Raw genomic sequence first — 22,821 nt, forward strand, 5'->3', positions numbered from 1 at the left:
TGAGTGCGGCGATAGTGAAAAAAACCTGTATTACCGAGTGTGCTTACCGCGATAAAATAGCCAAAGAATTATCCCCTTCTTATTTATTCCAACGCCTGGACTAAGGCGGTAACCTGCTCGATTCCCCCTTACCGGAAGAATAGAGGATCTCTTTACGACAATCAGAGGCGATATAAAATGCCTGATATTTTGTACAGCCGCGTAAGCACTGGCGTTATCTGTTCGTCAACCTCACAGATAAGCTGACAAATTTCAGGGAAAGTGATGACGTCAAAAGCGATGCTTATAGCTTATTCTGACGACGTATGTTGACGTGAGGTGGCCTGTGCAAGCTCGGATAATACCGCGACAGCTTCGTCTAAACGCTCGGGGACGAGTTTGTAGAACACCCAGTTTTTGATGCGTTTCGAGGTGACAATTCCGGCTTTCGCGAGATATTGGAGATGACCAGTGACGGTCGGCTGGCTGAGGCCAATCTTCTCAGTGATAAACCCTACGCATACTCCATCCTTTACCAGATCGCCATCCTGCTGTTCTGGGAAGTGTGCCCGAGGATCGGCCAACCATTCCAAAATGATGAGTCGCTGCTCATTGCCGAGCGCCCGTAGTAAATCGGCCGTTGTCGTTGCCTGCTTGTTCATATAGCCAAACACCTATATAGTCATTTTCATATACAGTTGATAGGGGAATACTATGACAAGCAAGCACCAAAGAGCAACCGACTCCGTAACATTGAAAGATATTTACGACGCATCTCAGCAGATTAAAACAACGATACGCAGAACACCGCTGGACCACTCGCAGGAATTATCCGCGCTTGTTGGTGCAGAAATCCGACTCAAAATGGAAAATCTTCAACAGACCGGCAGCTTCAAGCTGCGGGGCGCAGCAAACGTTCTTGCCAATCTGGATGCAGAACAGCGCCACGCTGGCGTCATCGCCCCGACGGCAGGAAATCACGGATTAGGGCTCGCCTATGCCGGTCAGGTCGCGGGCATACCCGTAACCTTATTTTTGCCACGTTCGGCAGATCCGATGAAGATTGCAGCCATGCAAGGCTGTGGCGCTCGTGTTATGTTTTTTGATGACGTAGAAGAAGCAAGACAAGCAGCGATTGTTGTCGCACAACAGTCTGGTGCCACCTTCGTTTCTGCCTACGATAACCCGTATATGATTGCCGGTGGCGGCACCATCGGTCTTGAGATTATGGAAGACTGGATGGATGCGGAGGTCATTCTGGTAAACATCGGCGGGGGCGGGCTCATCTCAGGGATTGCGACGGCAGCCAAAGCAATCAACCCTGCGATCGAAGTGTGGGGCATACAAAGTGAAGCCAGCCCAACGTTCGCCCGTTGGAAGGAGGCGGGTGACACGCTTCCCGTCGATCTGGCACCGTCCATCGCCGAAGGCGTCAGTGGCTATATAGAGCCCAGCGCGATGACCTGGCCGCTGGTACGCGACCGTGTCGATCGCGTGCTCACCGTCTCAGAAGCTGAAATCAAAGCCGCGATGCTGTCAATGCTCGATCTTCACCGTCATGTTGTCGAACCATCAGGAGTACCAGTCGTCGCGGGAGCCATTCGCTACGCGAAGGAGATTGGAGGACGTAAAACCGTCTGTGTCGTCACTGGCAGGAACATTTCAAGCCAACGCTATCTTATGCTGCTTAATGAGGCGACAGCCGGTATAAACGGATAAGGCATTCAAGCGCCCTCTTTGCAGTCAAAGTGCGAAGAAGGCGTTACAGCGTGAACTCATAATGGGAACCGTCTCAAGAAAGCTGAGGAGGTATTTCGATGAAGATGGAATGACATTACTGCCATCGTGCGGGCAAGGCCGCACGACGAGGTGATATTTAGATTGGAGCGACCAATTGGTTAAGCGTCAAAGGACTATTCAGGCATCGCGTTGCCTGGCCTGACGGCGAGAGCGACAAATTTCAGCATGATTTTGATCGGCCCACTGAATCAGCAACTGCATGGGTTGCAGGAATGAATGCCCCAATGCAGTCAGTGAGTATTCAACGCGCGGAGGCACTTCCGCATAGATCGTCCTATCGATAAAGCCATCGGCCTCCAGTCGTTTGAGCGTGCGTGACAGCATCTGACGTGAAATATCGTCGATATGACGACTCAATTCGTTAAAGCGCAGTGTCTTTTCTGCCAACGCTTCCAGTATTAACAGGCTCCACCGATCGCCGATGCGATCCAACACATCGCGGATCGGACAAGGATGGTCAAACGCAGCATCATCGAGGTTTTCCGTTGACGGTGTTTTTTGGCCAACCGTCTCATTGATAATGGTGTCATTAGTCATTGTTGTGTGACCTGGTTGCATACTGGTGACTTCTTGTCGGGGAAAAGTCGGCAATGTACCATCCAGGTGGTCTATAGTCTATTTTTGTCACTTAGTCTCAAAATAAGAAAATAAGGAGTCCACATGTCACATATCGCTCTCATTGGTGCCTCAGGCGATGCTGGTTCGCGTATTCTTAAGGAGTTATCTGACCGTGGGCATACGGTCACCGCAATTGCACGTCATCCTGAAAAAATTGCCTCACTACCGAACGTCACCGCTAAGCAGGGAGACGCACTGGACAACGATGTGCTGGTGGCGTTATTCAAGGGACACGATGCAGTAGTCAGCGCTGTTAAATTTGGCTCGTCCGATCCGGCTATCCTGATTGCCGCCGTTAACGCAGCAGGCGTAAAACGCTATCTGGTGGTCGGCGGTGCGGGGAGCCTTGAAATTGCACCGGGTCAGCGTCTGATCGATCAGCCGGATTTCCCTGATGCTTACCGCCCTGAAGCCTCTAGCGGTGCAGCGTTCCTCGACCTGTTAAAACAAGAGAAGGATCTTGATTGGTCGTTCCTCTCACCGTCCGCCGAGTTTGTTCCGGGCCAACGTACTGGTAAATTCCGCCTCGGTAAAGATACGTTGCTGAGTAACGATAAGGGCAGCAGCATTTCGTTTGAAGATTATGCTGTCGCGCTGGTTGATGAAATTGAAAATCCAGCACACATTCGTCAACGCTTTACCGTCGGCTATTAAGCTCTGACGACGATCCGCACATTGACCACCTCTTTCAACCGTGTGCGGGTCTCGCTTTATATCAATATGAGGAAGATATAGAACAGAACGGTATCAGCAAAATGCATGAGTTTGCTATGGTGTTGACTTAACTCGCTCTCTTTTCATGCATAAGGAGTTTTTGAATGGCTACCTCCCCAACTTATGTACCGCCAAAAGTCTGGCAGCCCGCCTCTTCCGGTGGTGCCTTCGCCAATATTAACCGTCCAATAGCCGGTCCGACGCACGAAAAAACTCTGCCTATTGGTAAGCATCCACTTCAGCTTTACTCGTTGGCAACACCGAATGGCGTGAAAGTGACGATCATGCTGGAAGAACTTCTGGCGCTGGGCCATGCGGGTGCAGAGTACGATGCCTGGCTGATTAAGATAGGCGATGGAGATCAGTTCTCCAGCGGGTTTGTCGACGTCAATCCGAACTCCAAAATCCCCGCGTTACTCGACCAAAGCGGCGAAAAACCGATTCGCGTGTTCGAGTCTGGTTCCATTCTGGTGTATCTGGCCGAGAAATTTGGTGCGCTGCTGCCAAAAGACCTCGCCACGCGTACTGAAGCCCTGAACTGGCTGTTCTGGCAGATGGGTTCCGCCCCTTACGTTGGCGGTGGATTCGGGCATTTTTACGCCTACGCGCCGGAAAAATTTGAATATCCGATTAACCGCTTTTCGATGGAAACCAAGCGCCAGTTGGATGTTCTCAACCGTCAACTGGCAGAAAATCGCTATCTGACTGGCGATAGTTACACCATTGCTGATATTGCCGTTTGGCCGTGGTACGGCGGGTTAGTACAGAACGCACTTTATTCTGCCGCAGAGTTCCTGTCTGTACATGAATACACGCATGTGATCCGTTGGGCTAACGAGATTGCTGCCCGTCCAGCAGTGATCCGTGGTCGAAAAGTCAACCGGACCTGGGGAGAAGAATCTGAACAGGTTGCCGAGCGCCATCAGGCGTCCGATCTGGATTAATTCTCTGCCGCCTGCCGAATAATGCAGGCGGCATCCCGATTAGCCTTTAGCTCCCTTCCCTTTCCGGTGCGCAGTTATCCGTCAGCGTATTTTCCATAGTATTGATATCCGTTTGTCGCCAGGCATACCACCAGCTCAGCAGCGCCCCTATTGCACAGACCGTTAATAACATTACCGGCGGAAGCAACGTGCCATCATGCACGATCCCCATAATCACGCCCGCAACTCCACCGAAAACATACTGCAATACGCCGAGCAATGAAGAGGCTGAACCCGTCTGGCCCGGTGCCGCATTCATTGCCACCGCTACCCCATTGCCGAACACCAAGCTAAGGAAACTCATAGTCAGAAATATCAGCCCTGTGATGATCCACAGCGACGTTATGCCAGCCAGCAGCACACCGCATAGCGCTACCCCTCCGACAACATGCAGGGCGATCCCGACGGGCAAGATTTGATATTCACGCCAGCGGTTCAACAGGAAGATATTAATTTGTCCCAGCAGCACCATGCCAAGCGCATTAGATGCAAAAATATAGCTGTAAGTTGTCGGTGACAGGTGGAAATATTCAATAAAGATGAAGGCTGACGCGCCAATATAGGTAAACAGGCCCCCCATCACGAAAGAGCCGGATAGTGTATAGCCCATGAATTTTTTCTGCCGCAGTAGTACAGCGTAACCGGTCAAAGCCGACAGCATGCCACCACGAGTGCGGTCACGCCGTGGCAGACTTTCCGGAACACAGCGCCAGGTGGCAAACAGCATCAGCATACCGACAAACGTCAATACCCAGAAAATGGCTGACCAACCCAGTGTACCGAGCAGAACACCGCCCAACGGCGGTGCGATAATCGGCGCGATCGCCATCACCTGCATAAGCAGCGAGAACACCTTTGCAGCATCACGTTCCGAATACAAATCTGCCACGATGGCACGCGGGATCACCAATCCGGCTGCGCCGCCGAGGCCTTGCATCAGGCGGAAGAAGATAAACCACGATAGCGTGGAAGCATGGGCGATGAATAAGGAGGAGATGGAAAACAGCACGATACCCAGTAGCAACGGACCCTTTCGTCCATAGCGATCGATCAGAGGGCCATAAATGAGTTGTCCAAGCGCCAGTCCGATCAAAAAAACAGACAGCGAGGTCTGCATTCCCGCCGCATCCGCGCCAATATCCTGCTGGATCGCAGGAAAAGCAGGGAGATACATATCAATCGACATAGCATCAAACGCGCACAGAATGCCTAAAATGCCGATGAGAACAAAACTGCGCGACGCCAGTAAAGACGAGTCAGACATCGATAACACCTCAAAAATGGACCACTTAGTCATGAATAACCGACAGCAAAGGGAATGCGAATCGGATAAGATGCGTATTGCTGAGCGCAATATATGACTGACCAGTCGAAAATACAAGACAATGTGATGGCGCGCAAAAAAACCATTGAAAACGATCTAATTCTGGATGCCGCGGAAAAGGTGCTGCTGCGCGATGGCGTGCATCGCTTTACGTTAGATGCCGTCGCGGCGGAAGCGGGTATTAGCAAAGGTGGGCTGGTTTACAGCTTTCCCAGCAAAGATCGATTGATCATGACCATGCTGTTGCGTGAACTTGCCCGTTTTGAGGAGGATGCACAGCAGCAAACCGCATGCTATACCGACCAACCTCATGCCGATGTATTGGGTCACATTACCGCGATTGCTCAGGAAGAAGAAGAGACGACATCGCGCGCCGTTGGCCTGCTCACCGCGCTGGTTCATTCCCCTTCGATGTTAGCGCCCGTGCAGGCGTTTTATCGCTCCAGGCTGGACAAGCTACGTGACGCCACGCCAGCCATGCGGCGCATCCGCCTGGCTTTTCTCGCCACAGAAGGCGTTTTTCTGTTACAAGGGCTGGGCTTCGTGACGCTAGATCGTGAGGAACGGCAAACGATGCTCGACGATGCCAAATCCTTATTCCAGCCGGACGATGCTAAACATACGATTATTACACACACCATTTCCGTTCCTCAGACTATAAAGCCAGCTTTTTCCCCACGAGAAACACCCATCGTTCTTGCTGGCGAAACGACGTCTGAACAGGCGATCGCCTGGCTGGCAGAAAAAGGCGTCACGCCGAGCGGAACAGGATTGGAAGCGGTACACCCACGCGCCGCTCACATTGTTGCAACGGCCACAAACCTCATCAAGCGCGACGGTATTCGCGCCCTAACACACCGCGCTGTCGCGCATGACGCTCACATACCGTTAGGGTCAACGACCTACCATTTTAATAGTCTGGATGACATGCTGAATGCCGTTATGATTAGCGCGATTGCGCTGTTTCGTGACGACATGTTTAGCTGGTTTTACACGCGCCGCCATGACAATCCGTGCGATGTCCTGACCGATTTTGTCATGCGAGGCATAGAAGATATTGATGAGCTGGCACGCGAGTACGAACTCTTTACCGCCGCCATTTCGCGCCCTTCTCTGCGCCCTATCGCGCTTGAGTGGTCCAACACCGTTGTCGCTATCATCAAAGTGGTCGCTCCAGATAGCGCCGCACTCCCGCTAGGTACACTGTTGAACGGCTTTTTCATCCGTGCACTACTGGAGAAACATGAGCGTACTCTACCGCGCGATCTGGTCTATCAGGCGGTTTCCGCGTTGTATCACGCCTTTCGCTAAGTCATACGGTTTCTCATAGAGAAGCCGTTTAATCCCTTTCCCTCCGCAGCCCCCACTCTCCCTTGTTGCGACCAATCCTCACAATAAAACTGTACATATGTACCATTTTTTATCAAACTACCAAACGCAAATGACTCTCGTTTGTATTCATATATCTGCGCGTTGTAAGGGTGAAAATAAAAAATGCACAAACAGCAATTCCATATCATAAAACCATTGGCTGTGATCGTTGCCGGGCTACTTGGAGCACATCTGGGTATGGCACAGGCTGCCGATGAGGATGTAATGACCGTCAAAGCCACCGCCGAACAAGAATTAAAACAACAGCCCGGAGTTTCCATCATTACGGCTGAAGACATTAAAAAAACGCCGCCCGTTAACGATCTCTCTGACATTATCCGCAAAATGCCGGGCGTGAACCTCACAGGCAACAGCGCCACGGGTGCCAGAGGTAACAACCGCCAGATCGATCTACGCGGAATGGGACCGGAAAATACGCTGATCCTCATCGACGGTCGCCCCGTCACATCGCGTAATGCGGTTCGCTACGCCTGGGATGGCGAACGAGATACCCGAGGCGATACCAACTGGGTGCCCGTCGAAGACGTGGAACGTATTGAAGTCATACGCGGCCCAGCCGCAGCGCGCTACGGTTCCGGTGCCGCAGGCGGCGTAGTGAATATCATCACCAAGCGTCCATCCAACATCTGGACCGGTTCACTTTCGCTGTACGGCAACCAGCCGGAAAACAGCAAAGAAGGGGCCACCCGCCGCGCCAATATCAACCTGAGCGGCCCGCTGGCCGGTGATGCACTCACCATGCGGTTGTACGGTAATATCAATAAAACCGATTCCGACAGTTGGGATATCAACCGTAACCAGAATGGTTCTGCCGCCGCCGGACGTGAAGGCGTGCGCAATAAAGACCTCAATACGCTGCTGTCCTGGAAACTCTCGCCACAGCAAATTGTTGATTTTGAAGCGGGCTACAGTCGTCAGGGTAATATCTATACTGGGGATACACAGTTCAGCGGTGGAGGGGTAATCCCCGAAAGCCTGGCAAAGAGCGGGGCTGAAACCAACCGACTGTACCGCCAGAATTATGCCATTACGCATAACGGCATCTGGGATTGGGGACAATCCAAGCTGGGCTTCGCTTACGATCAAACGAATAACACCCGGCTTGATGAAGGATTATTCGGCCGTTTTGAAGGATCCATCAATAGCGATCGCTACAGCACCAGCCGTTTGAAAAACGTGCGTATTAACAGCGAACTGAATATTCCGCTGGAGCTTTGGGCTGAACAAACGCTCACGCTGGGTGCGGAGTGGAATCGGGAGCAGTTAAACGATCCGGCATCAAGCAGTTACCCAGGGGACAGCCGCGATACCCTCCCCGGCACATCCGTCAACCCTTCTCAGCGCAGCAGCAAAAACAGTGCCGAACTCAGCGCACTCTATTTTGAAGACAACATCGAAGTCGTACCCGGCACCAAAGTCATTCCCGGTCTGCGCTTTGATTATCATGACAAGTTTGGTGGCAATTACAGCCCAAGCCTGAACATCCAACAAGAACTGGGCGAGATGTTCAGCGTGAAGGCCGGTATTGCACGCGCCTTTAAAGCACCGAACCTTCATCAATCCTCTACTGGCTACTTGCTCTATTCACGTGGTAACGGTTGCCCGTTCGGCGTGGATTACGATAACGGCGGCGGCTGCTATCTGGCGGGTAATGACAATCTGAATCCCGAAATCAGCGTCAACAAAGAAATCGGTCTGGAATTCAAACATGCTGGTTGGCAGGCGGGTGTGACCTATTTCCGCAATGACTATAAAAACAAGATTGTTTCCGGCACCGATATCCTCGGGCTGACACAGTCAAATGCAGCGATCTTACGTTGGGAAAATGGCGGTAAAGCGCTGGTAGAAGGGCTGGAAGCCAACCTGCTGGTGCCAGTGGTTGAAGACACGCTGGACTGGAGCACCAACGCCACCTATATGATTGAATCGAAAAATAAAGACACCGGCAACCCGCTGTCGATCATCCCGAAATACACTGTTAATACGATGCTGGACTGGCAGGCTACAGAGAAGCTTTCTGCCAACATCAATTGGACGATGTACGGCAAGCAAAAACCGCGTCAATACGCAACGAACCATACAGAGAACAAAAACGGACTTTCATCACGCGAAATCGGCAGCTACTCCGTTGCGGGTGTGGGTGTGAACTACCAGTTCAGCAAGAATCTGCGCGTCAATGCCGGTATCAGTAACCTGTTTGATAAGCAGATTTATCGTCAGGCGCAAGGGGCATCTACCTATAACGAACCAGGCCGCGCCTATTACGCAGGGGTAACGACCTCATTCTGATAGCTACACCTTTCTGGCTCGGCTTTATTCAGCGCGTCAGGACGCACGTTATTCAGATAATCAACGGCTAAAAAAATCGGCCTCTGCCCTCTCCCGAAAAGGAGGAGGCAAAGGCCGAATGTTGTAACACCCTCGTTCGACGACTTAACGGCGTACTTTGCTCAGCACGGTCTGGATCGCCGTCGACAGCTCGTTGATCTCAAATTTCGCGACGTAAGCATCCGCACCGACATTGCGTACGTGATCTTCGTTCGCACTACCAGATAACGAAGAGTGGATCACCACAGGGATATTCTTCAGATACTCCTCACGCTTGATATTTCTTGTCAGCGTAAAGCCATCCATTTCCGGCATTTCCAAATCGGTCAGAACCAGTGAGATCTTGTCCGAAATCGGTCGCCCTTCTGACTGCGCTTCTTGCGCAATTTGCCGTATTTTGTTCCAGGCATCCTGTCCAGTGATGTGCATACTAAACGGGATTCCCATCTGGGTTAGTCCCTGTTCAAGCAATGAACGGGCGACTTTTGAATCTTCCGCCACAATCGCAATCGCACCGGGCGTGTAGGGATAGACCTTCTCTTCCGCATTCTTGAGCTTGGTTTCACGATCGCCAGGGATGATATCAAACAGAATCTGTTCAACATCCAACACCAGCGCCAGACGATTACTGTCTTTGTCGGAATCAAGACGCGCAATACTGGTGATATAGGAGCTACTCACGCCCGCTTCAGCAGCCAGAACCTGACTCCATTCCAGACGAACAATATCGTCTACTGACTCCACTGCAAATGCCTGCGTACTACGTGCATACTCAGTGATAAGGAGAATGTTCAGCCCGGTTTCCGGTGCACTACCAACCACAGCAGGAAGATCGATAACGGGAATGATTTGCCCACGAATATTGACCATACCCAGCATCGGCGATTTCATGCCAGCCGCTTTGGTCAACGTAGGCATCGGAACAATTTCACGTAGTTTAAACACGTTGATGCCAAACAGCTCAGACTTGCCACCTTCAGGTGATTTGCCCAACTGGAATAGTAAGAGTTCGAATCTATTAGCAGCGGTGAGGTTTGTTCTCTCATCTATCTCTTTTTGAAAATTATCCATGCTTTCCTCAGTGCGAGTCATTATTTATAGGTATAGCGTAGTCAGGCAACATTCGAGATGTGAGTAAACATGAACTAACATCTGGCCGCTCCACTGTACGTGATAGTCGTATTCTTCAATCTTATCCAGCGTCAAACGTAAAATATTTATTAGTTGTGTCAACTTCATCATCCAACGATGGTAATCATCGGAGCAGTAGACGGATATCAACCCTCTCAGTATAGCGGTTGGCTCACATCCTTTAAGGCGCAGATAACATTCCCTGAATCACTAATATCGGCAGAATTTGCCAACACCTTATCCCAAATCGTGGCAGAAATGTTGCCTGAGAAGAAAACCTCACGCTTCTCTTGACACTGTAATCAGAAAAAACTAAAAACATACCGTACAGTTTAGTTTTATTAAGAGATACACGTAAGTCAATGCTGGTCACTTAAGCATGGATTTAGGGTTCCCACGGCATTTCGGTAAACGATAGGCATCAACAGCCAAGGTGCTCTGCCATATGAACGGTTCGCGTTACTAGGCCTCGTGTGGTTAAGACTGCGTGTCATCACACTATTTCGCGATTCTCTTTACAGGATATTCTCACATGGTCACATTATCCCAGGTTGCACGTCCTACCGTATTGGCTCTCGTAGTCATACTCGCGGGCTGCGCAAGTAATTCCCCTGTGCGCTACAGCGGCATCGCATCCTCTTCGCAATTGGCACAAAACTCAGGCGAGCACGCGGATCGCATTCCTTATCGTTACACCACGTCCGTCGACTGGAAGCAATACACCCACATCATCGTCGACCCAGTCAGCATTTATCAGGGAAGCGACAACCAATTTAAGGACATGTCACCGCAGGACAAGCAGTCGCTGGCCGCCTATATGCAGGATACGTTCAGTAAAACCTTGCGTTCCCGTTTCAATGAAGTGACCTCACCCGAATCCGGAACACTACGGCTGAAACTAACGCTAACGGGAGCCGATACCACGACGCCCGTTGCTGGCACGTTTACTAAATTCGACCTGGCTGGCGGGCCCTACAACATCGTGCAATCCATTCGCGGTAAAGAAGGCCTGTTCAACGGATCCGTGAACTATGCCGTTGAAATTTATGATGCGACAACCAACAAACTGCTCAATGCCTATGTCGCGAAGCAGTATCCAAACGCCATGAACGTCGGGGCCAGCGTGGGTGCACTGAGCGCTGCGGAGGTCGGTATCGATAAAGCGGCTGAAGAACTGGCCGACATGCTGAAGTAAGCGGAAAAAAACATAACTATGACAGTGCGGAACAGCATGATGACAATCTACCCCCACTTAATTATCTGTCCGCACTGCGACAGTGTGCACCATTACCGGGCGTTGAAATCCGGTGAGGCTGCACGCTGCACACGCTGTCAGGCCACGCTTTATCGTTCAGGATGGATAAATATCGGGCATCGACTGGCGCTGATACAAACAGCGGCTATCGTCTTTTTTATCGCGAATAGCTATCCAGTACTGACCGTCAGTTTCCATGCGTTACAAAATACGGCAACACTCTGGCAAGCGGCACTCGCGTTGGCTAACGGTGCAACCTTACCGCTGGCGGTAGGCTGTTTTTTTCTCCTGATTCTTGCCCCTTTTATGCAAATCATGCTGACTGGCTGGATATTGATGTTCGCCAACCAAGGTCGATGTGCCCCCGGTTTTATTCCCGTGATGAAGTTACTGCTATGGCTTCGTCCCTGGAGCATGTTGGAGATTGCGACGTTGGGCTTTCTGATCGCCGCCATCAAGCTCTCTGGTTTTATGCAAGTGATGCCGGGAGCGGGTTGCTGGGCGCTGGCGGCGCTGATGTTGCTACTCGTCGTCGTCAACAGTGTGGATCTTCGCCCGTTGTGGTCGCTGGTGCCCACAGACAGTAACCGCAGCGTGGTCAGCCATGAAAAGTAATCCTCCCGTCCAGCCGTTGCAACTGATCGCCTGTCCGCTGTGTGGGCTCGTCTGCCAGCATGAGGCCGACACACACAGTGCAGCACGCTGCCCGCGTTGCCAGTCGCGGCTGACATCTACCAACAGGACAAACACGACGCTTTCCTCTGCGCTGCTGGTCACCGCCCTGATTCTCTATATTCCTGCCAACACGTTACCCGTGATGTATACCCGCCTGTTCGGGTTGGGGAGCGAAAGTACCATCTTAAGCGGCGTGATTGATTTCTGGCACAGCGGTGATTACGGCATCGCCTTGCTGATCTTTACCGTCAGCATCGTCATCCCCTGTATGAAATTTTTGATTCTCGGCCTGCTGATCTCCATGTCGCGCCAAAAAAGCCGTAAGGCGATGGCCGAGCGTGCCGCACTGTATCGGCTAACGGAATGGGTGGGCTACTGGTCCATGCTGGATGTCGTCGTCATTGCTGCTGTCTCTGCACTTGTCAGATTCCCTCCCCTGAGTGAAGCGGAACCTCGCAGCGGCATGCTTTTTTTCGGGCTGGTGGTGATACTGACCATGTTGTCTGCCATGAGCTATGACCCACGTCTTATCTGGAAAGGTGAAGAAAAATGATCCACGAACAACCCAGCGATCCGGTGATTATCCGCCAACGCTGGCGAATCTCATTGATCTGGCTGGTGCCAGCGCTCGCCATGCTCACGGGTCTCGCCATGCTAATTCATACCTGGTCAGATACTGGGCCTAAAATCGTGATTTCCTTTCAGAGTGCAACCGGCCTTGAAGCCGATCGCACCGTCGTCAAATATAAAGACGTAACGGTAGGCACCGTAAAGGACATTTCATTGAGTCAGGACAGTGAGCAAGTTCTTGTCACCGTGCAACTTAATCGCAGTGCGGAAAGTCTGGCCCATGCCGATAGTCGCTTTTGGGTCGTTCGTCCACGGGTCGGCATCGGCGGCGTAACGGGCATTGATACTCTGCTCTCTGGCGCTTACATTGGGGCCGATAAAGGTGAATCCACTCAGGGCGAAACTCGCTTTGTCGGTTTAGAGTCGCCGCCGACGGTGATTAACGGCATGCCGGGTAGCCGCTTTGTCATTCAGGCAGACGATCTCGGGTCGTTGGATAGTGGTTCGCCGGTTTACTACCGCCGCATCCCCGTTGGTCGCGTCGCATCCTACCAGTTGAACAGCGATGGCCACGGCGTCCAACTCCAAATTTTTATTGATGCACCCTATGACCGGTTTGTCACGCCGAATACTCGCTTCTGGAATGCCAGCGGGATGGATCTTTCCGTTGATGCCAACGGCTTTCGCCTTAGAACGCAAACCCTCGCAGCCGTCGTGGCTGGCGGCATTGCTTTTTCCACCCCCGATCTAGACAACGTCATCACCCGACCGGAACCGCTAACCACCTACAAACTGGCACGCGACCAGGAATCAGCCCTGTCACCACCTGATGGCCCGCCCATCCTTTTCAAACTCCGTTTTGACCGATCGTTACACGGTCTGGAGGTCGGTGCGCCCGTGGAATTTTCCAGCGTCAAAATCGGCCACGTGACCACCATTGATCTGGATTACAGTAAAACGGGCTACCGCTTTCCTACGGTTGTCAGCATTGAAGTGTTTCCCAATCGTCTCGGCAACGTGCTGAATAAACTCCCAAAGCAGGCGATGTCGCTCGAACAACAAACGGCTGAGTTTACGCGCGATCTGGTCGAGCACGGCCTGCGTGCACAGGTTGCGCCAAGCAATTTGTTGACCGGGCAGCTCTATATCTCACTCGATTTTGTACCCGATGCGATAAAAACGTCGTTTGATGTCAACGCTAGCCCGTTAGTTCTGCCCACCGTCAATGGGGGGTTTGATCGGTTACAGACGCAGATGGCAAGCATCATCGGCAAGATTGACAACCTGCCATTGGATGCCATAGGTCGCAACATGAACACCACGTTGCTCGAAGCCAATAAAGCGCTCCGGCAGGTCAATGGGCAGACATTGCCAGAGGCCAATCGGTTAATGAAACAAATGCAACAAGCCGCACGCCGTGCTCAGGATGTACTGGAAGAAGATTCACCACTGCAACTGGGCATAACACAGTCATTACAGGAAATTCAGCGTACCTTACGCGCGCTGCGCAGTCTGGCAGAACAGATCGATCGTCATCCAGAGTCACTGCTTCAGGGACGGCAGCATGATTCGCCACCGCCAGCATTTCATCACGATATCGCCACCCAAGAAGGTTCCTCAAAATGAAGCCATTGGCACTATTCTGTCGGTTGGTTATTATCACAGCACTCAGCGCCTGTTCATCACCTCCGGTGCACTATCACACGCTGCTTGCACCAGCATCACCGACTGCAACCACTGCGCATACCGCTCCCTTTTTCATTGATGTGCTGCCTGTTGGCGTTCCAGACCAAATTGATACGTCGCAGCTCGTTATTCGGCAAGGTGATAGCGGTGCTGCCGTGCTGGATAACGAACGCTGGCTCAGTCCGCTGGGTGAGGAAATCCGCACTGCGCTTTCAGCCGGACTGAAGCAACGTCTCAACACACAGGATATTTCAGGGCTGGTGCGTCCGGCAGAAACACCGGTAGTCAGAATCCACCTTCAGGTTCGACGATTTGATAGCTGGCCAGGTCAATTGGTAGCCTTTGAGGCCGACTGGAGCCTGAGTGACGTTGGGGAAGATGAGCGCGCACGTTTGCTCTGTCGCAGCCAGTTTACCGAGCAGGTTGCAGGAAGTGATGCCACTCTGCTACGCGCCCAGCAGCAAATCATGGCTCGGTTAGCAGACCAAATCGCAGCAACGGCAATCCGCTGGGTGCCAGAACATAAAGGAACCTGTCTTACACCGCAGCCCCAGCCATAAACATACTGACCGCATCCCCCACTATCGCGCGGATGCGTTCGAGGCTTATTGGCTGTAAATGACGGTGGAATATGCGATCATCGATTTCTGCCGTCAGCAGTGCTAAGAATTGCAATGCTCGCACACGTGGATGCGCTGGCTTCAGTTCCTGCCGCGCTATCGCCGCCGCCATCAACTCAGACAGTTTATCGACATTCTCTTTTGGGCCAGATTCATAAAACAGAGAACCAATATCAGAATGCCCGGCTTCCGCCACCACCATCCGATAAATCGCCATGGCGCTGCTATCGTTGGTTAATACGTACAGAATACGCTCACCGAAGCGAGTCAGTTGCACTTCCAGCGTTTCGGACGCCAGTGCCTCTGTCATCAACTCTGCGGTTGCCTCGGAAAGATGCATCGTTGCATGTTCACGCACGACGGCGGTAAACAGTTCTTCTTTGGTTGAAAAATAACCATACAACGTAGCCTTGGAACCGCCGACCCGCTTTGCCAGCTCATTCATGGTCGCACGTTCGTAGCCCATTTCCTGAAAAAGCTGCGCCGCCGTTTTAACGATGGCCTCACGACGAGCCTTAGTGCGGACTTTCATCACCACTCCTGCCAGCCGATGCTGACGAGCAAAATAGGATTCGATATAGCAATATTATCAAAACATTAGCTTCGCCGCCGCCTCTTTACATAAGACCACATTACTGTCGGTAAAATGCGACGAAAAACGGGAAAAACGCGATAATGAACATCAAAGGATGATGGGGGTTGATAAGCTAAAACGGATTATTTACTATCCCGCTCCGAATGCAGAAATGTCCTAGTCGCAGGAACGCAAGCGTATGGGCGATTTGAGTATGGCGAGAGAACTGTTTTTAGGGCGCGTGACTTAACACCACACACCCTAAATTCAGTAAACAGAATAGGAGCAAAACTATGGGTAATTCCCTGGGTTGGCAAATCAATTTGTAACAATTTTTTTTTAAAATTTACTGTCTTAACTTTTTTATAAATTGTCCTATTCATGAAAAAATTATAAGTGATATCATGGGGTAACAGTAGTTAGACTTAGGTATAGGTTCGGGCTATACTTTTATGTTCCTGTCAATACGATAGGTATATTCTCGCTTTTATTGAGGTCGTTACATGTCTGTATTTTGCTCTGATAATGAAATTATCAATAACACGATAAAAACCTATCTCAGCCGAAAGCTAAAACAGTATGGCGATCTGAAATACGCCTACATGATCATGAACAAGAAAAACCCATCGCAGGTTGTGATCATTTCAAATTACCCGCAAGAATGGGTTAATACGTATAAAGAAAATAACTATCAGCATATCGATCCCGTTATTTTAACGGCGATCAATAAAGTATCACCATTCTCTTGGGAAGATAATATTGTTATTAATTCCAAACTGAAATTCTCCAAGATTTTTAATCTATCAAAAGAATACGATATTGTTAATGGTTACACTTTTGTCTTGCATGACAACAATAACAATCTGGCTGCGTTATCGATTATGTTTGAAGAAAATGCGCTAATGGATATGGAAAATATTGTTGAAAAAAACAAAGACAAATTACAAATGCTGCTTATTGTCATTCATGAAAAAATCACTACGCTTTATAAAGAGATAACGCAAACCCCACAGAGCAAAAAGCAAAGCGATAAAGAGATATTTTCTCAGCGTGAAAACGAAATTCTCTACTGGGCCAGTATGGGGAAGACCTATCCGGAAATTGCGCTAATTTTGGGTATAAAGATTAGCACCGTGAAATTTCATATCGGTAATGTGGTAAAAAAACTCGGTGTTCTCAATGCCAAGCATGCCATCAGACTGGGCGTGGAATTACAGCTCATCAAGCCAGAACCACTATAGCCATCATCACGTCTATTTCACGTTGTTGGAATAGACGATTGTACGTTCGTTCTACTGCGCGTGATAACATCCTCCCGTAATACATAATTCATTATGTGTTCCCTGCCGAGGTAATTCTCTGCCATTCCAGCGGGTCATATCTCCTTACTGCCCATTCCTCTGCCGCTTATTCACCTTACAATCCGTTACCGATTAGGCTTTCGCCTTTTACCGCAGAGTCATATTAATGACATCGCCCCTGCTCCATACTGAACATCGCTACTTTCGCATGCTCCGTTTACCCTGATATCTTGCACCAACCGGAGATCTGTCATGAAACGAAACACGATCCTGCTCTTCACGATTTCTGCCATCGTTTTACTCACAGCAGCCACGGCAATAGGGTGGAAGGTTGTCCGGGGAAATAGCAATGCGCTGTGGGAAATCGTCAGCGGACAGTGCGTGCCAAACCAGCAGCGCAGCGGCAATCCAGCCCCCTGTCTGGAAGTTAACCTAGCGGATGGCTATGTGCTTTTTGATGACAGAAACGGCCCCTATCACGATCTGCTGCTCCCAATGGATAAAATTAGTGGCATCGAAAGCCCTGAACTCTTGCAGCAAAACACGCCTAATTTTTTCATGCAGGCGTGGGATCGCCGCGGCCACCTTTCACGCGAGGTGGGCAAACCCATCAAAGATGATTATCTCTCGCTGGCAATTAACTCGCGCTATGGCCGCACGCAAAACCAACTGCATATCCACATTGCCTGCCTGCGTCCAGAGGTTTATCACACGCTGAATCAGCAGTTCCCAATACTCTCTGCCGACTGGAAACCGCTACCCGTGAAAATTAACGGGCATGTCTATCTGGCAAAAATGATCACGGCGAATGAACTGACGCAAAGCAATCCGTTCAAAACATTAGATCGTTACGCGCAGCAGCGGAACGAATCGATCGGCAAATACGGTCTTGCGATGGTTTCCACACCGACAGGCGACAAGGTGCTACTCGCCAGCAGCCTTGACGTGTTCAATATGAGTCTCGGCTCTGTGGAAGAAATTCAGGATTTTTCCTGTGCGCTGGCAAAATAACCACTGACCGCGCCAGACGGCGGTCTCCGCTTGCTGAAGGCCCATAGCAATCAATTCGCTATAACTTATGAATTTTTGTTCATTGCGTTGTTATCCGACCTCCGCCTAAAAAGTGGGGAAAATCGATACGGTAGGTAGCTGCAACATGCATCTGGATTTACGGCAATTACGCAATTTTCTTGCACTGGCCGAACAGGGGAGTTTTGTACAGGCCGCAGAAGCGGTCTGTCTGTCGCAATCAGCGTTCAGCCGCAGCATTCAAGCGTTAGAACAAACGGTGGGACACCCGCTTATCGATCGTCAGAGCCGACGCTTTGCGCTGACGTGGCAAGGCAATACGCTGCTGCCGTTTGCACGGCGCATGCAGGAGCTTTCCTGGGAATTGATGACCGACATGCGGCAAATCAGCGAGGCGCAGGAGGGCGAACTGACGTTTGGCTGTGGCCCCGCGCCGTCTACCACGCTTATCCCCAAGGCCATAGCACATTTCCATGCACTACGGCCGCGTGCCAAGGTCACTTACAGCGTGGATAATTGGCAATCCCTGCGCGAGCGGTTGCTGGCCGACGAGTGGCCTTTTATTGTTGCAGATACCTGGCAGGCTGAAATGGAAACCGGCCTCCATGTGCAACCATTAAGCCCACAGCGCTGCTTTTTCATCTGCCATTCCTCACATCCGCTAGCCCAGCAGGCAAATGTGACACCGGACGACCTCCTGCGCTTTCCGCTCGCCTCGCCTTTTATGCCTGTCGGCATGCGCAAAATTCTGGCCTCCCTGACGCGTCAACCCGACTATCGCCCACAGATTCAGTGTGATCATATCTATTCTGTCTTCAGCATCCTACGGCACACGCAGGCCATCAGCTTCGCCAGCGAGGATGGCTTTGCGCTAGGGCGATTAAGCCATCAGTTGGTCGAAATTCCGCTGACGGGCACCCCGCAGGAATGGGGACACATGCAAACCCGCTTCGGGATTGTCACCTGTTTGCAAAGAACGCTGCCGCCGCTGGCCGAACTGATGATCGAAACCCTACTGGCGCAAGACAGGCTGCGCTCACCCGTTCCTGCATTGCCGACCCTGTGAGCGCTCATGATTATTTCGTAGAGTTACCGCTGGCGTCATACACCGGCCAATTTGACTCCAGCCCCTTGGCCTTCAATGCCCGATCGGCGAACTCGCCAGCAAACCAATCGCTGGCTGAAAACGTGTTGCGAATCAGCCCCACCGCTTTCGCTCGCTCAATGCTGTCCTGCAAACTGCTGAGCAAAAATGGATCGAGGCGTGGCGAGCTTTGAAACGGAAGATCTTCCGCTTTCAGTTCTTCCTGAAAGATTGCCTGCGGTATCTGGCTCTGTTCGGACATCAGTGCAGTGTATTCTGGCAGGTGCTGCGCATCGCCGATCCATTGCGCATTATCCACCAGTACATTCACCAGTTGCTGCGTCGTGCCCGGATAGCGATCGATAAAATCCTGCGTCGCCAGCACCGCAGCCTGCGTGGTATTCGCCCAGCCCAGCGCCCGGCTGGTGGTGACAATATTGATGCCCTGCTTACGCAGCGCCAGCAGAGAGACACCGCCCCACACCGCATCCACACGTCTGGCGGCCAGAGCGGCTTTGCCCGCTGTCCAGTCCAGGTTGATGACCCGTACATCACGTTCATTCAACCCAGCGCTTTTAATCGCACGTTCAAACGACAGTTGATCGGCCGTTCCTTTGTAGACTGCAATCCGCTTGCCGCGTAAATCCTCAATGCGCTGAATACCCGATTCCGGTGTCGCCGCCAGATAAGAATTAGAACCGCGCGATCCCACCAGCACCCGCGTCGGCAGACCGCCTGCTCGGCCAATAATGGCGGCGAGATCGCCCAGATACACCACGTCCAATTGCTTGTTTGCCAGCGCTTCATTCACCGCTGGCCCTGCGCCTTTAAAGAACAACCACTGAATTTTGATGCCCTGCGGCTCAAACTCCTTCTCCAACTGTTTTTGAATATGTGCCAGCCCCAACGGTCCGCGGATAAAGGGCTTACTACCCGCGCTTTGATCTGGCAAACCGATACGAATTTCCGTCGGCTTCTGTGCATCCGGCGTTACACCATCATCTGCCTGCACCGTAGAAACCAGCGCGGCGCTCATCAATAACGTCATGCCAAGAATCTTATTCATTCCCAGCCGCCAGCGAGAATAATGGGTTATCAACTCTAAAGGGGTAACATGCTGCATACGGTTTTCCTCAATAATCCGTTTTATCTGCCATGAAACTAGCGAACCGTCGGCGTCAGGCTTAAATAACATTTACAGGTTTATTCAGCGGAAAAAAGCATAAATCAGCGCTGACGGGCTTGGGCTACGCGTATGCATTTATTGCACGACGGCCATCGCTTTATTGCATTGGCATTCAACATCGAAACCTGTTTTTTATTCCTTATCCATCCAACAGTGATGCTTTCGTGGAATAAAATGAATAAGTCGATAGTGCTGAAAAAAACCATGATCGTCTGGCCTTCGCTGCCGATAGCGCTGGCCTATCCGTTCGTCGTGCCGCTGGCGTTGCTGGCACTGTGGTATATCAGTAGCGACTACGGTTGGATGCCCGCCCAGATTCTCCCTGCCCCCCATATTGTCGCCAACACCGCCATCGAACTTTGGCACAACGACCTCCTGTCACAGCTCTTTATCAGTCTGCAACGCTTAGCGAGCGGCCTGCTGGCCGGTTTACTCGCAGGAACCTTACTTGGCGCACTGATAGGGGCATCACGACGCGCCGAACACCTGCTGCACCCAACGGTATACGTGCTGGCACAGATCCCAACGCTGGGGTGGATACCCCTGTTTATGGTGCTATTCGGTATTGATGATGGCCTGAAGCTGGCGGTTATTATCAAGGCCGTGATTATTCCCGTGACGCTGCATACGCAAACGGGCGTGCGTAATGTGCCGCATGCGCTACAGGAAGTCGCGCGCACTCTGCGCCTACCGTGGCATCAGCGCCTCATCAAATTAACACTGCCCGCCGCATTCCCGACCTGGCTCACTGGCTTGCGGCTCGCACTCTCACAGGCGTGGGTATCGCTGATCGTGGTCGAACTGCTGGCGTCATCTCAGGGGATTGGCTACCTGCTGGTGTGGGGACGTCAGCTATTTCAGCTAGACATCGTGTTTGTCTGCATCGCCACCATCGGACTGGCAGGGCTGGCGATGGAGTGGTTGATTAACCAACTGGATCGCCGTCTGGTCTTCTGGCCGCATCCACCAATCAGCCGCTTAACTACGGCACCGTCTCGCCGCCTATCGGCGCTGGCTTTACCCTTTCTGCTTCTGTTGTTCTGGCAGCAGGCCAGCCGCTTTGCCTGGATCGATCCGCTCTTGCTTCCTCCGCCCGCCGACGTGTGGCACATGCTGCTACAAGGCATTCGCGACGGTTCACTTACCGAGGCAATGCAGGCCAGTCTGACCCGCACGCTCGCCGGTGCGCTATGCGGCATTGTTGTAGGCCTCGTGTGCGGCATCCTGCTGGGGCTGAACGCCACCAGCGACGCCCTCTTCACGCCGACTATCGCGACGCTGCGCCAAATTGCGCTGTTTGCCTGGCTGCCGCTGCTGACCGCCTGGGTCGGTAACGATGAAACGGGAAAAATCACGTTTGTCGCACTCGCCTCCTTCTTTCCGATGCTGGTGGCCAGCCATCGCGGTATTCGCCAACGTTCACAGGCATTACAGGAAGTCGCTCACGTGTTGCAGCTCCGTTTATCGACCCGTCTGCGAGTATTAATCCTGCCGGGCGCAGCGCCTGCGATCTTTGCGGGTTTACGCCTGTCGCTGATTTATGCCTGGCTTGGCACCATCGGCGCAGAATATTTCATGTCATCAGGCACCGGAATCGGCAGCCTGATGATCAACGCTCAGCAGTTGCTGGACATGCCCCTGATTATCAGCGGCATGCTATTGATTGGGTTAACAGGTGCGGTACTCGATCGCATCGGACTCGCTCTGGAACAGCGGATGACGCGCTGGCGTTCCGCAGGAGAAATCGTATGACATCCCCTTCCCTTGATGTGTCACCGCCAGTGGTGCAGTTCGACCATCTACGCAAACAGTTTCGTGTACAAGGCGAACCGCTGACGATAATCGATGATTTTTCCCTGTCGATTCACAGCGGTGAACTGGTGGCGATTGTCGGCAGCAGCGGCTGCGGCAAATCCACCCTACTGCGCATGCTGGTCGGATTAGACAACGACTACCAGGGGCGCGTACTGGTTGAAGGCAAAACCGTTCGTGGTATCGGACGTGAACGCGGCATGGTATTTCAGGAACCGCGTTTGTTTCCGTGGCTGACGGTGCGGCAAAACATCGCACTCGGGCTGGCGAATGAGTCAATCAGCGAAAAAGAGCGAAAACGCCTGATCGACCATTTTATTCAGTTAGTGCATTTGCAAGATTTTTCCAACGCCCTGCCCGCCCAGCTTTCCGGTGGCATGGCGCAGCGCGTGGCCATCGCACGCGGGCTCGTCGCCAATCCACGCATCCTGATGCTGGATGAGCCTTTTGGTGCACTAGATGCCCTGACCCGCCAACAGATGCAGCAGGAATTGCGTCGTATTCATCAGGCGGAAGGCACCACTACCCTACTCGTGACGCACGACGTCGAAGAAGCCGTCTACCTCGCCGACCGCGTCGTCGTACTGGCACCACGGCCGGGGCGTATCCGCCAGATTGCAACCATTTCGCTGCCGCATCCGCGCCAGCGTGATAGCCAAAACTTTCACCAACAGTGCAGCGATCTGCTCGCACTGCTGACGCAGCCAGCCGATACGGCGGCCATCCCTTCTTCTCTGAACACGTAAATACTGGAGCACCA

The 22,821-nt window shown here is 51.9% G+C and carries 21 protein-coding genes; 15 read left to right on the plus strand and 6 right to left on the minus strand.

Going from position 1 to position 22,821, the window contains the following annotated elements; translation table 11 throughout:
* Positions 1-290: 290 nt before the first annotated feature.
* Entirely contained in the window at positions 291-641 is a 351-nt protein-coding gene (locus A7983_RS22315; RefSeq protein WP_005970742.1) for an ArsR/SmtB family transcription factor, read from the minus strand.
* Positions 642-693: 52 nt separating this feature from the next.
* On the opposite strand from A7983_RS22315, the gene A7983_RS23755 reads away from it, so the two are divergent.
* Positions 694-1,698 carry a threonine ammonia-lyase gene (locus A7983_RS23755; protein WP_005970744.1) on the plus strand — a complete coding sequence of 335 codons (1,005 nt, stop codon included), beginning with the start codon at positions 694-696 and terminating at the stop codon, positions 1,696-1,698.
* A gap of 198 nt (positions 1,699-1,896) precedes the next feature.
* Here the strand turns inward: A7983_RS23755 and A7983_RS22325 are convergent, their stop codons facing one another.
* On the minus strand, positions 1,897-2,337 hold the full coding sequence (locus tag A7983_RS22325; protein WP_039478648.1) for a winged helix-turn-helix transcriptional regulator: 441 nt from the start codon (positions 2,335-2,337) through the stop codon (positions 1,897-1,899).
* Between the two features lie 102 nt (positions 2,338-2,439).
* Between A7983_RS22325 and A7983_RS22330 the strand changes: the two genes are divergently transcribed.
* Positions 2,440-3,051: an NAD(P)-dependent oxidoreductase gene (locus A7983_RS22330; protein ID WP_005970748.1), complete on the plus strand. Its 612-nt coding sequence runs from the start codon at positions 2,440-2,442 to the stop codon at positions 3,049-3,051.
* Positions 3,052-3,215: 164 nt separating this feature from the next.
* A complete protein-coding gene (gene yghU / locus A7983_RS22335) occupies positions 3,216-4,055 on the plus strand; it encodes a glutathione-dependent disulfide-bond oxidoreductase (RefSeq protein ID WP_005970750.1) in 840 nt (279 codons plus the stop codon).
* A 46-nt stretch (positions 4,056-4,101) separates the two neighbouring features.
* On the opposite strand, the gene A7983_RS22340 is transcribed toward yghU, so the two are convergent.
* Entirely contained in the window at positions 4,102-5,358 is a 1,257-nt protein-coding gene (locus A7983_RS22340; protein WP_005970752.1) for a multidrug effflux MFS transporter, read from the minus strand.
* A 93-nt stretch (positions 5,359-5,451) separates the two neighbouring features.
* On the opposite strand from A7983_RS22340, the gene A7983_RS22345 reads away from it, so the two are divergent.
* Both A7983_RS22345 and A7983_RS22350 read left to right on the plus strand, forming a co-directional pair.
* Positions 5,452-6,729 (plus strand): TetR family transcriptional regulator, encoded by a 1,278-nt coding sequence (locus A7983_RS22345; protein ID WP_005970754.1) that lies wholly within the window; start codon positions 5,452-5,454, stop codon positions 6,727-6,729.
* A 183-nt stretch (positions 6,730-6,912) separates the two neighbouring features.
* Positions 6,913-9,099: a TonB-dependent siderophore receptor gene (locus tag A7983_RS22350; RefSeq protein WP_005970756.1), complete on the plus strand. Its 2,187-nt coding sequence runs from the start codon at positions 6,913-6,915 to the stop codon at positions 9,097-9,099.
* 144 nt (positions 9,100-9,243) lie between these two features.
* Here the strand turns inward: A7983_RS22350 and A7983_RS22355 are convergent, their stop codons facing one another.
* Complete coding sequence (locus tag A7983_RS22355; protein ID WP_005970758.1) at positions 9,244-10,209, minus strand: chemotaxis protein; 966 nt, start codon at positions 10,207-10,209, stop codon at positions 9,244-9,246.
* A 592-nt stretch (positions 10,210-10,801) separates the two neighbouring features.
* Here A7983_RS22355 and A7983_RS22360 point away from each other — a divergent pair.
* The 5 genes from A7983_RS22360 to A7983_RS22380 are packed head-to-tail and all read left to right on the plus strand — an operon-like array spanning position 10,802 to position 15,015.
* Complete coding sequence (locus A7983_RS22360) at positions 10,802-11,464, plus strand: DUF3313 domain-containing protein (RefSeq protein WP_005970762.1); 663 nt, start codon at positions 10,802-10,804, stop codon at positions 11,462-11,464.
* 39 nt (positions 11,465-11,503) lie between these two features.
* Entirely contained in the window at positions 11,504-12,139 is a 636-nt protein-coding gene (locus tag A7983_RS22365) for a paraquat-inducible protein A (RefSeq protein ID WP_172645139.1), read from the plus strand.
* The gene (locus A7983_RS22370) at positions 12,129-12,752 is read left to right on the plus strand and encodes a paraquat-inducible protein A (RefSeq protein ID WP_005970766.1); all 624 of its coding nucleotides are present in this window, start codon (positions 12,129-12,131) and stop codon (positions 12,750-12,752) included. The genes A7983_RS22365 and A7983_RS22370 overlap by 11 nt, the downstream gene beginning before the upstream one ends.
* Positions 12,749-14,395 (plus strand): PqiB family protein, encoded by a 1,647-nt coding sequence (locus tag A7983_RS22375; RefSeq protein ID WP_005970768.1) that lies wholly within the window; start codon positions 12,749-12,751, stop codon positions 14,393-14,395. The genes A7983_RS22370 and A7983_RS22375 overlap by 4 nt, the downstream gene beginning before the upstream one ends.
* Positions 14,392-15,015 (plus strand): PqiC family protein, encoded by a 624-nt coding sequence (locus tag A7983_RS22380; RefSeq protein WP_005970770.1) that lies wholly within the window; start codon positions 14,392-14,394, stop codon positions 15,013-15,015. Before A7983_RS22375 ends, A7983_RS22380 begins: the two co-directional genes overlap by 4 nt.
* Here the strand turns inward: A7983_RS22380 and A7983_RS22385 are convergent.
* Positions 14,993-15,607: a TetR/AcrR family transcriptional regulator gene (locus tag A7983_RS22385; protein WP_005970773.1), complete on the minus strand. Its 615-nt coding sequence runs from the start codon at positions 15,605-15,607 to the stop codon at positions 14,993-14,995. The two genes, A7983_RS22380 and A7983_RS22385, sit on opposite strands and share 23 nt — an antisense overlap.
* Before the next feature lie 545 nt (positions 15,608-16,152).
* Between A7983_RS22385 and A7983_RS22390 the strand changes: the two genes are divergently transcribed.
* From A7983_RS22390 to A7983_RS22400, 3 genes are all read left to right on the plus strand, one after another.
* On the plus strand, positions 16,153-16,890 hold the full coding sequence (locus A7983_RS22390) for a helix-turn-helix transcriptional regulator (RefSeq protein ID WP_005970777.1): 738 nt from the start codon (positions 16,153-16,155) through the stop codon (positions 16,888-16,890).
* A gap of 312 nt (positions 16,891-17,202) precedes the next feature.
* Positions 17,203-17,961, plus strand: a complete 759-nt coding sequence (locus tag A7983_RS22395; protein WP_005970779.1) for a CDP-diacylglycerol diphosphatase — start codon at positions 17,203-17,205, stop codon at positions 17,959-17,961.
* 145 nt (positions 17,962-18,106) lie between these two features.
* Entirely contained in the window at positions 18,107-19,045 is a 939-nt protein-coding gene (locus A7983_RS22400; RefSeq protein ID WP_005970781.1) for a LysR family transcriptional regulator, read from the plus strand.
* A gap of 10 nt (positions 19,046-19,055) precedes the next feature.
* Here A7983_RS22400 and A7983_RS22405 read toward each other — a convergent pair whose 3' ends face one another.
* Positions 19,056-20,186, minus strand: coding sequence for an ABC transporter substrate-binding protein (locus tag A7983_RS22405; protein WP_005970783.1), 1,131 nt, complete (start codon positions 20,184-20,186; stop codon positions 19,056-19,058).
* A 237-nt stretch (positions 20,187-20,423) separates the two neighbouring features.
* Between A7983_RS22405 and A7983_RS22410 the strand changes: the two genes are divergently transcribed.
* On the plus strand, positions 20,424-22,001 hold the full coding sequence (locus A7983_RS22410; protein WP_005970786.1) for an ABC transporter permease: 1,578 nt from the start codon (positions 20,424-20,426) through the stop codon (positions 21,999-22,001).
* Positions 21,998-22,807: an ABC transporter ATP-binding protein gene (locus A7983_RS22415; RefSeq protein WP_005970788.1), complete on the plus strand. Its 810-nt coding sequence runs from the start codon at positions 21,998-22,000 to the stop codon at positions 22,805-22,807. The genes A7983_RS22410 and A7983_RS22415 overlap by 4 nt, the downstream gene beginning before the upstream one ends.
* The last annotated feature ends 14 nt before the right edge of the window (positions 22,808-22,821 follow it).

The sequence above is a fragment of the Pectobacterium wasabiae CFBP 3304 genome, assembly GCF_001742185.1.
Classification (GTDB): Bacteria; Pseudomonadota; Gammaproteobacteria; order Enterobacterales; family Enterobacteriaceae; genus Pectobacterium; species Pectobacterium wasabiae.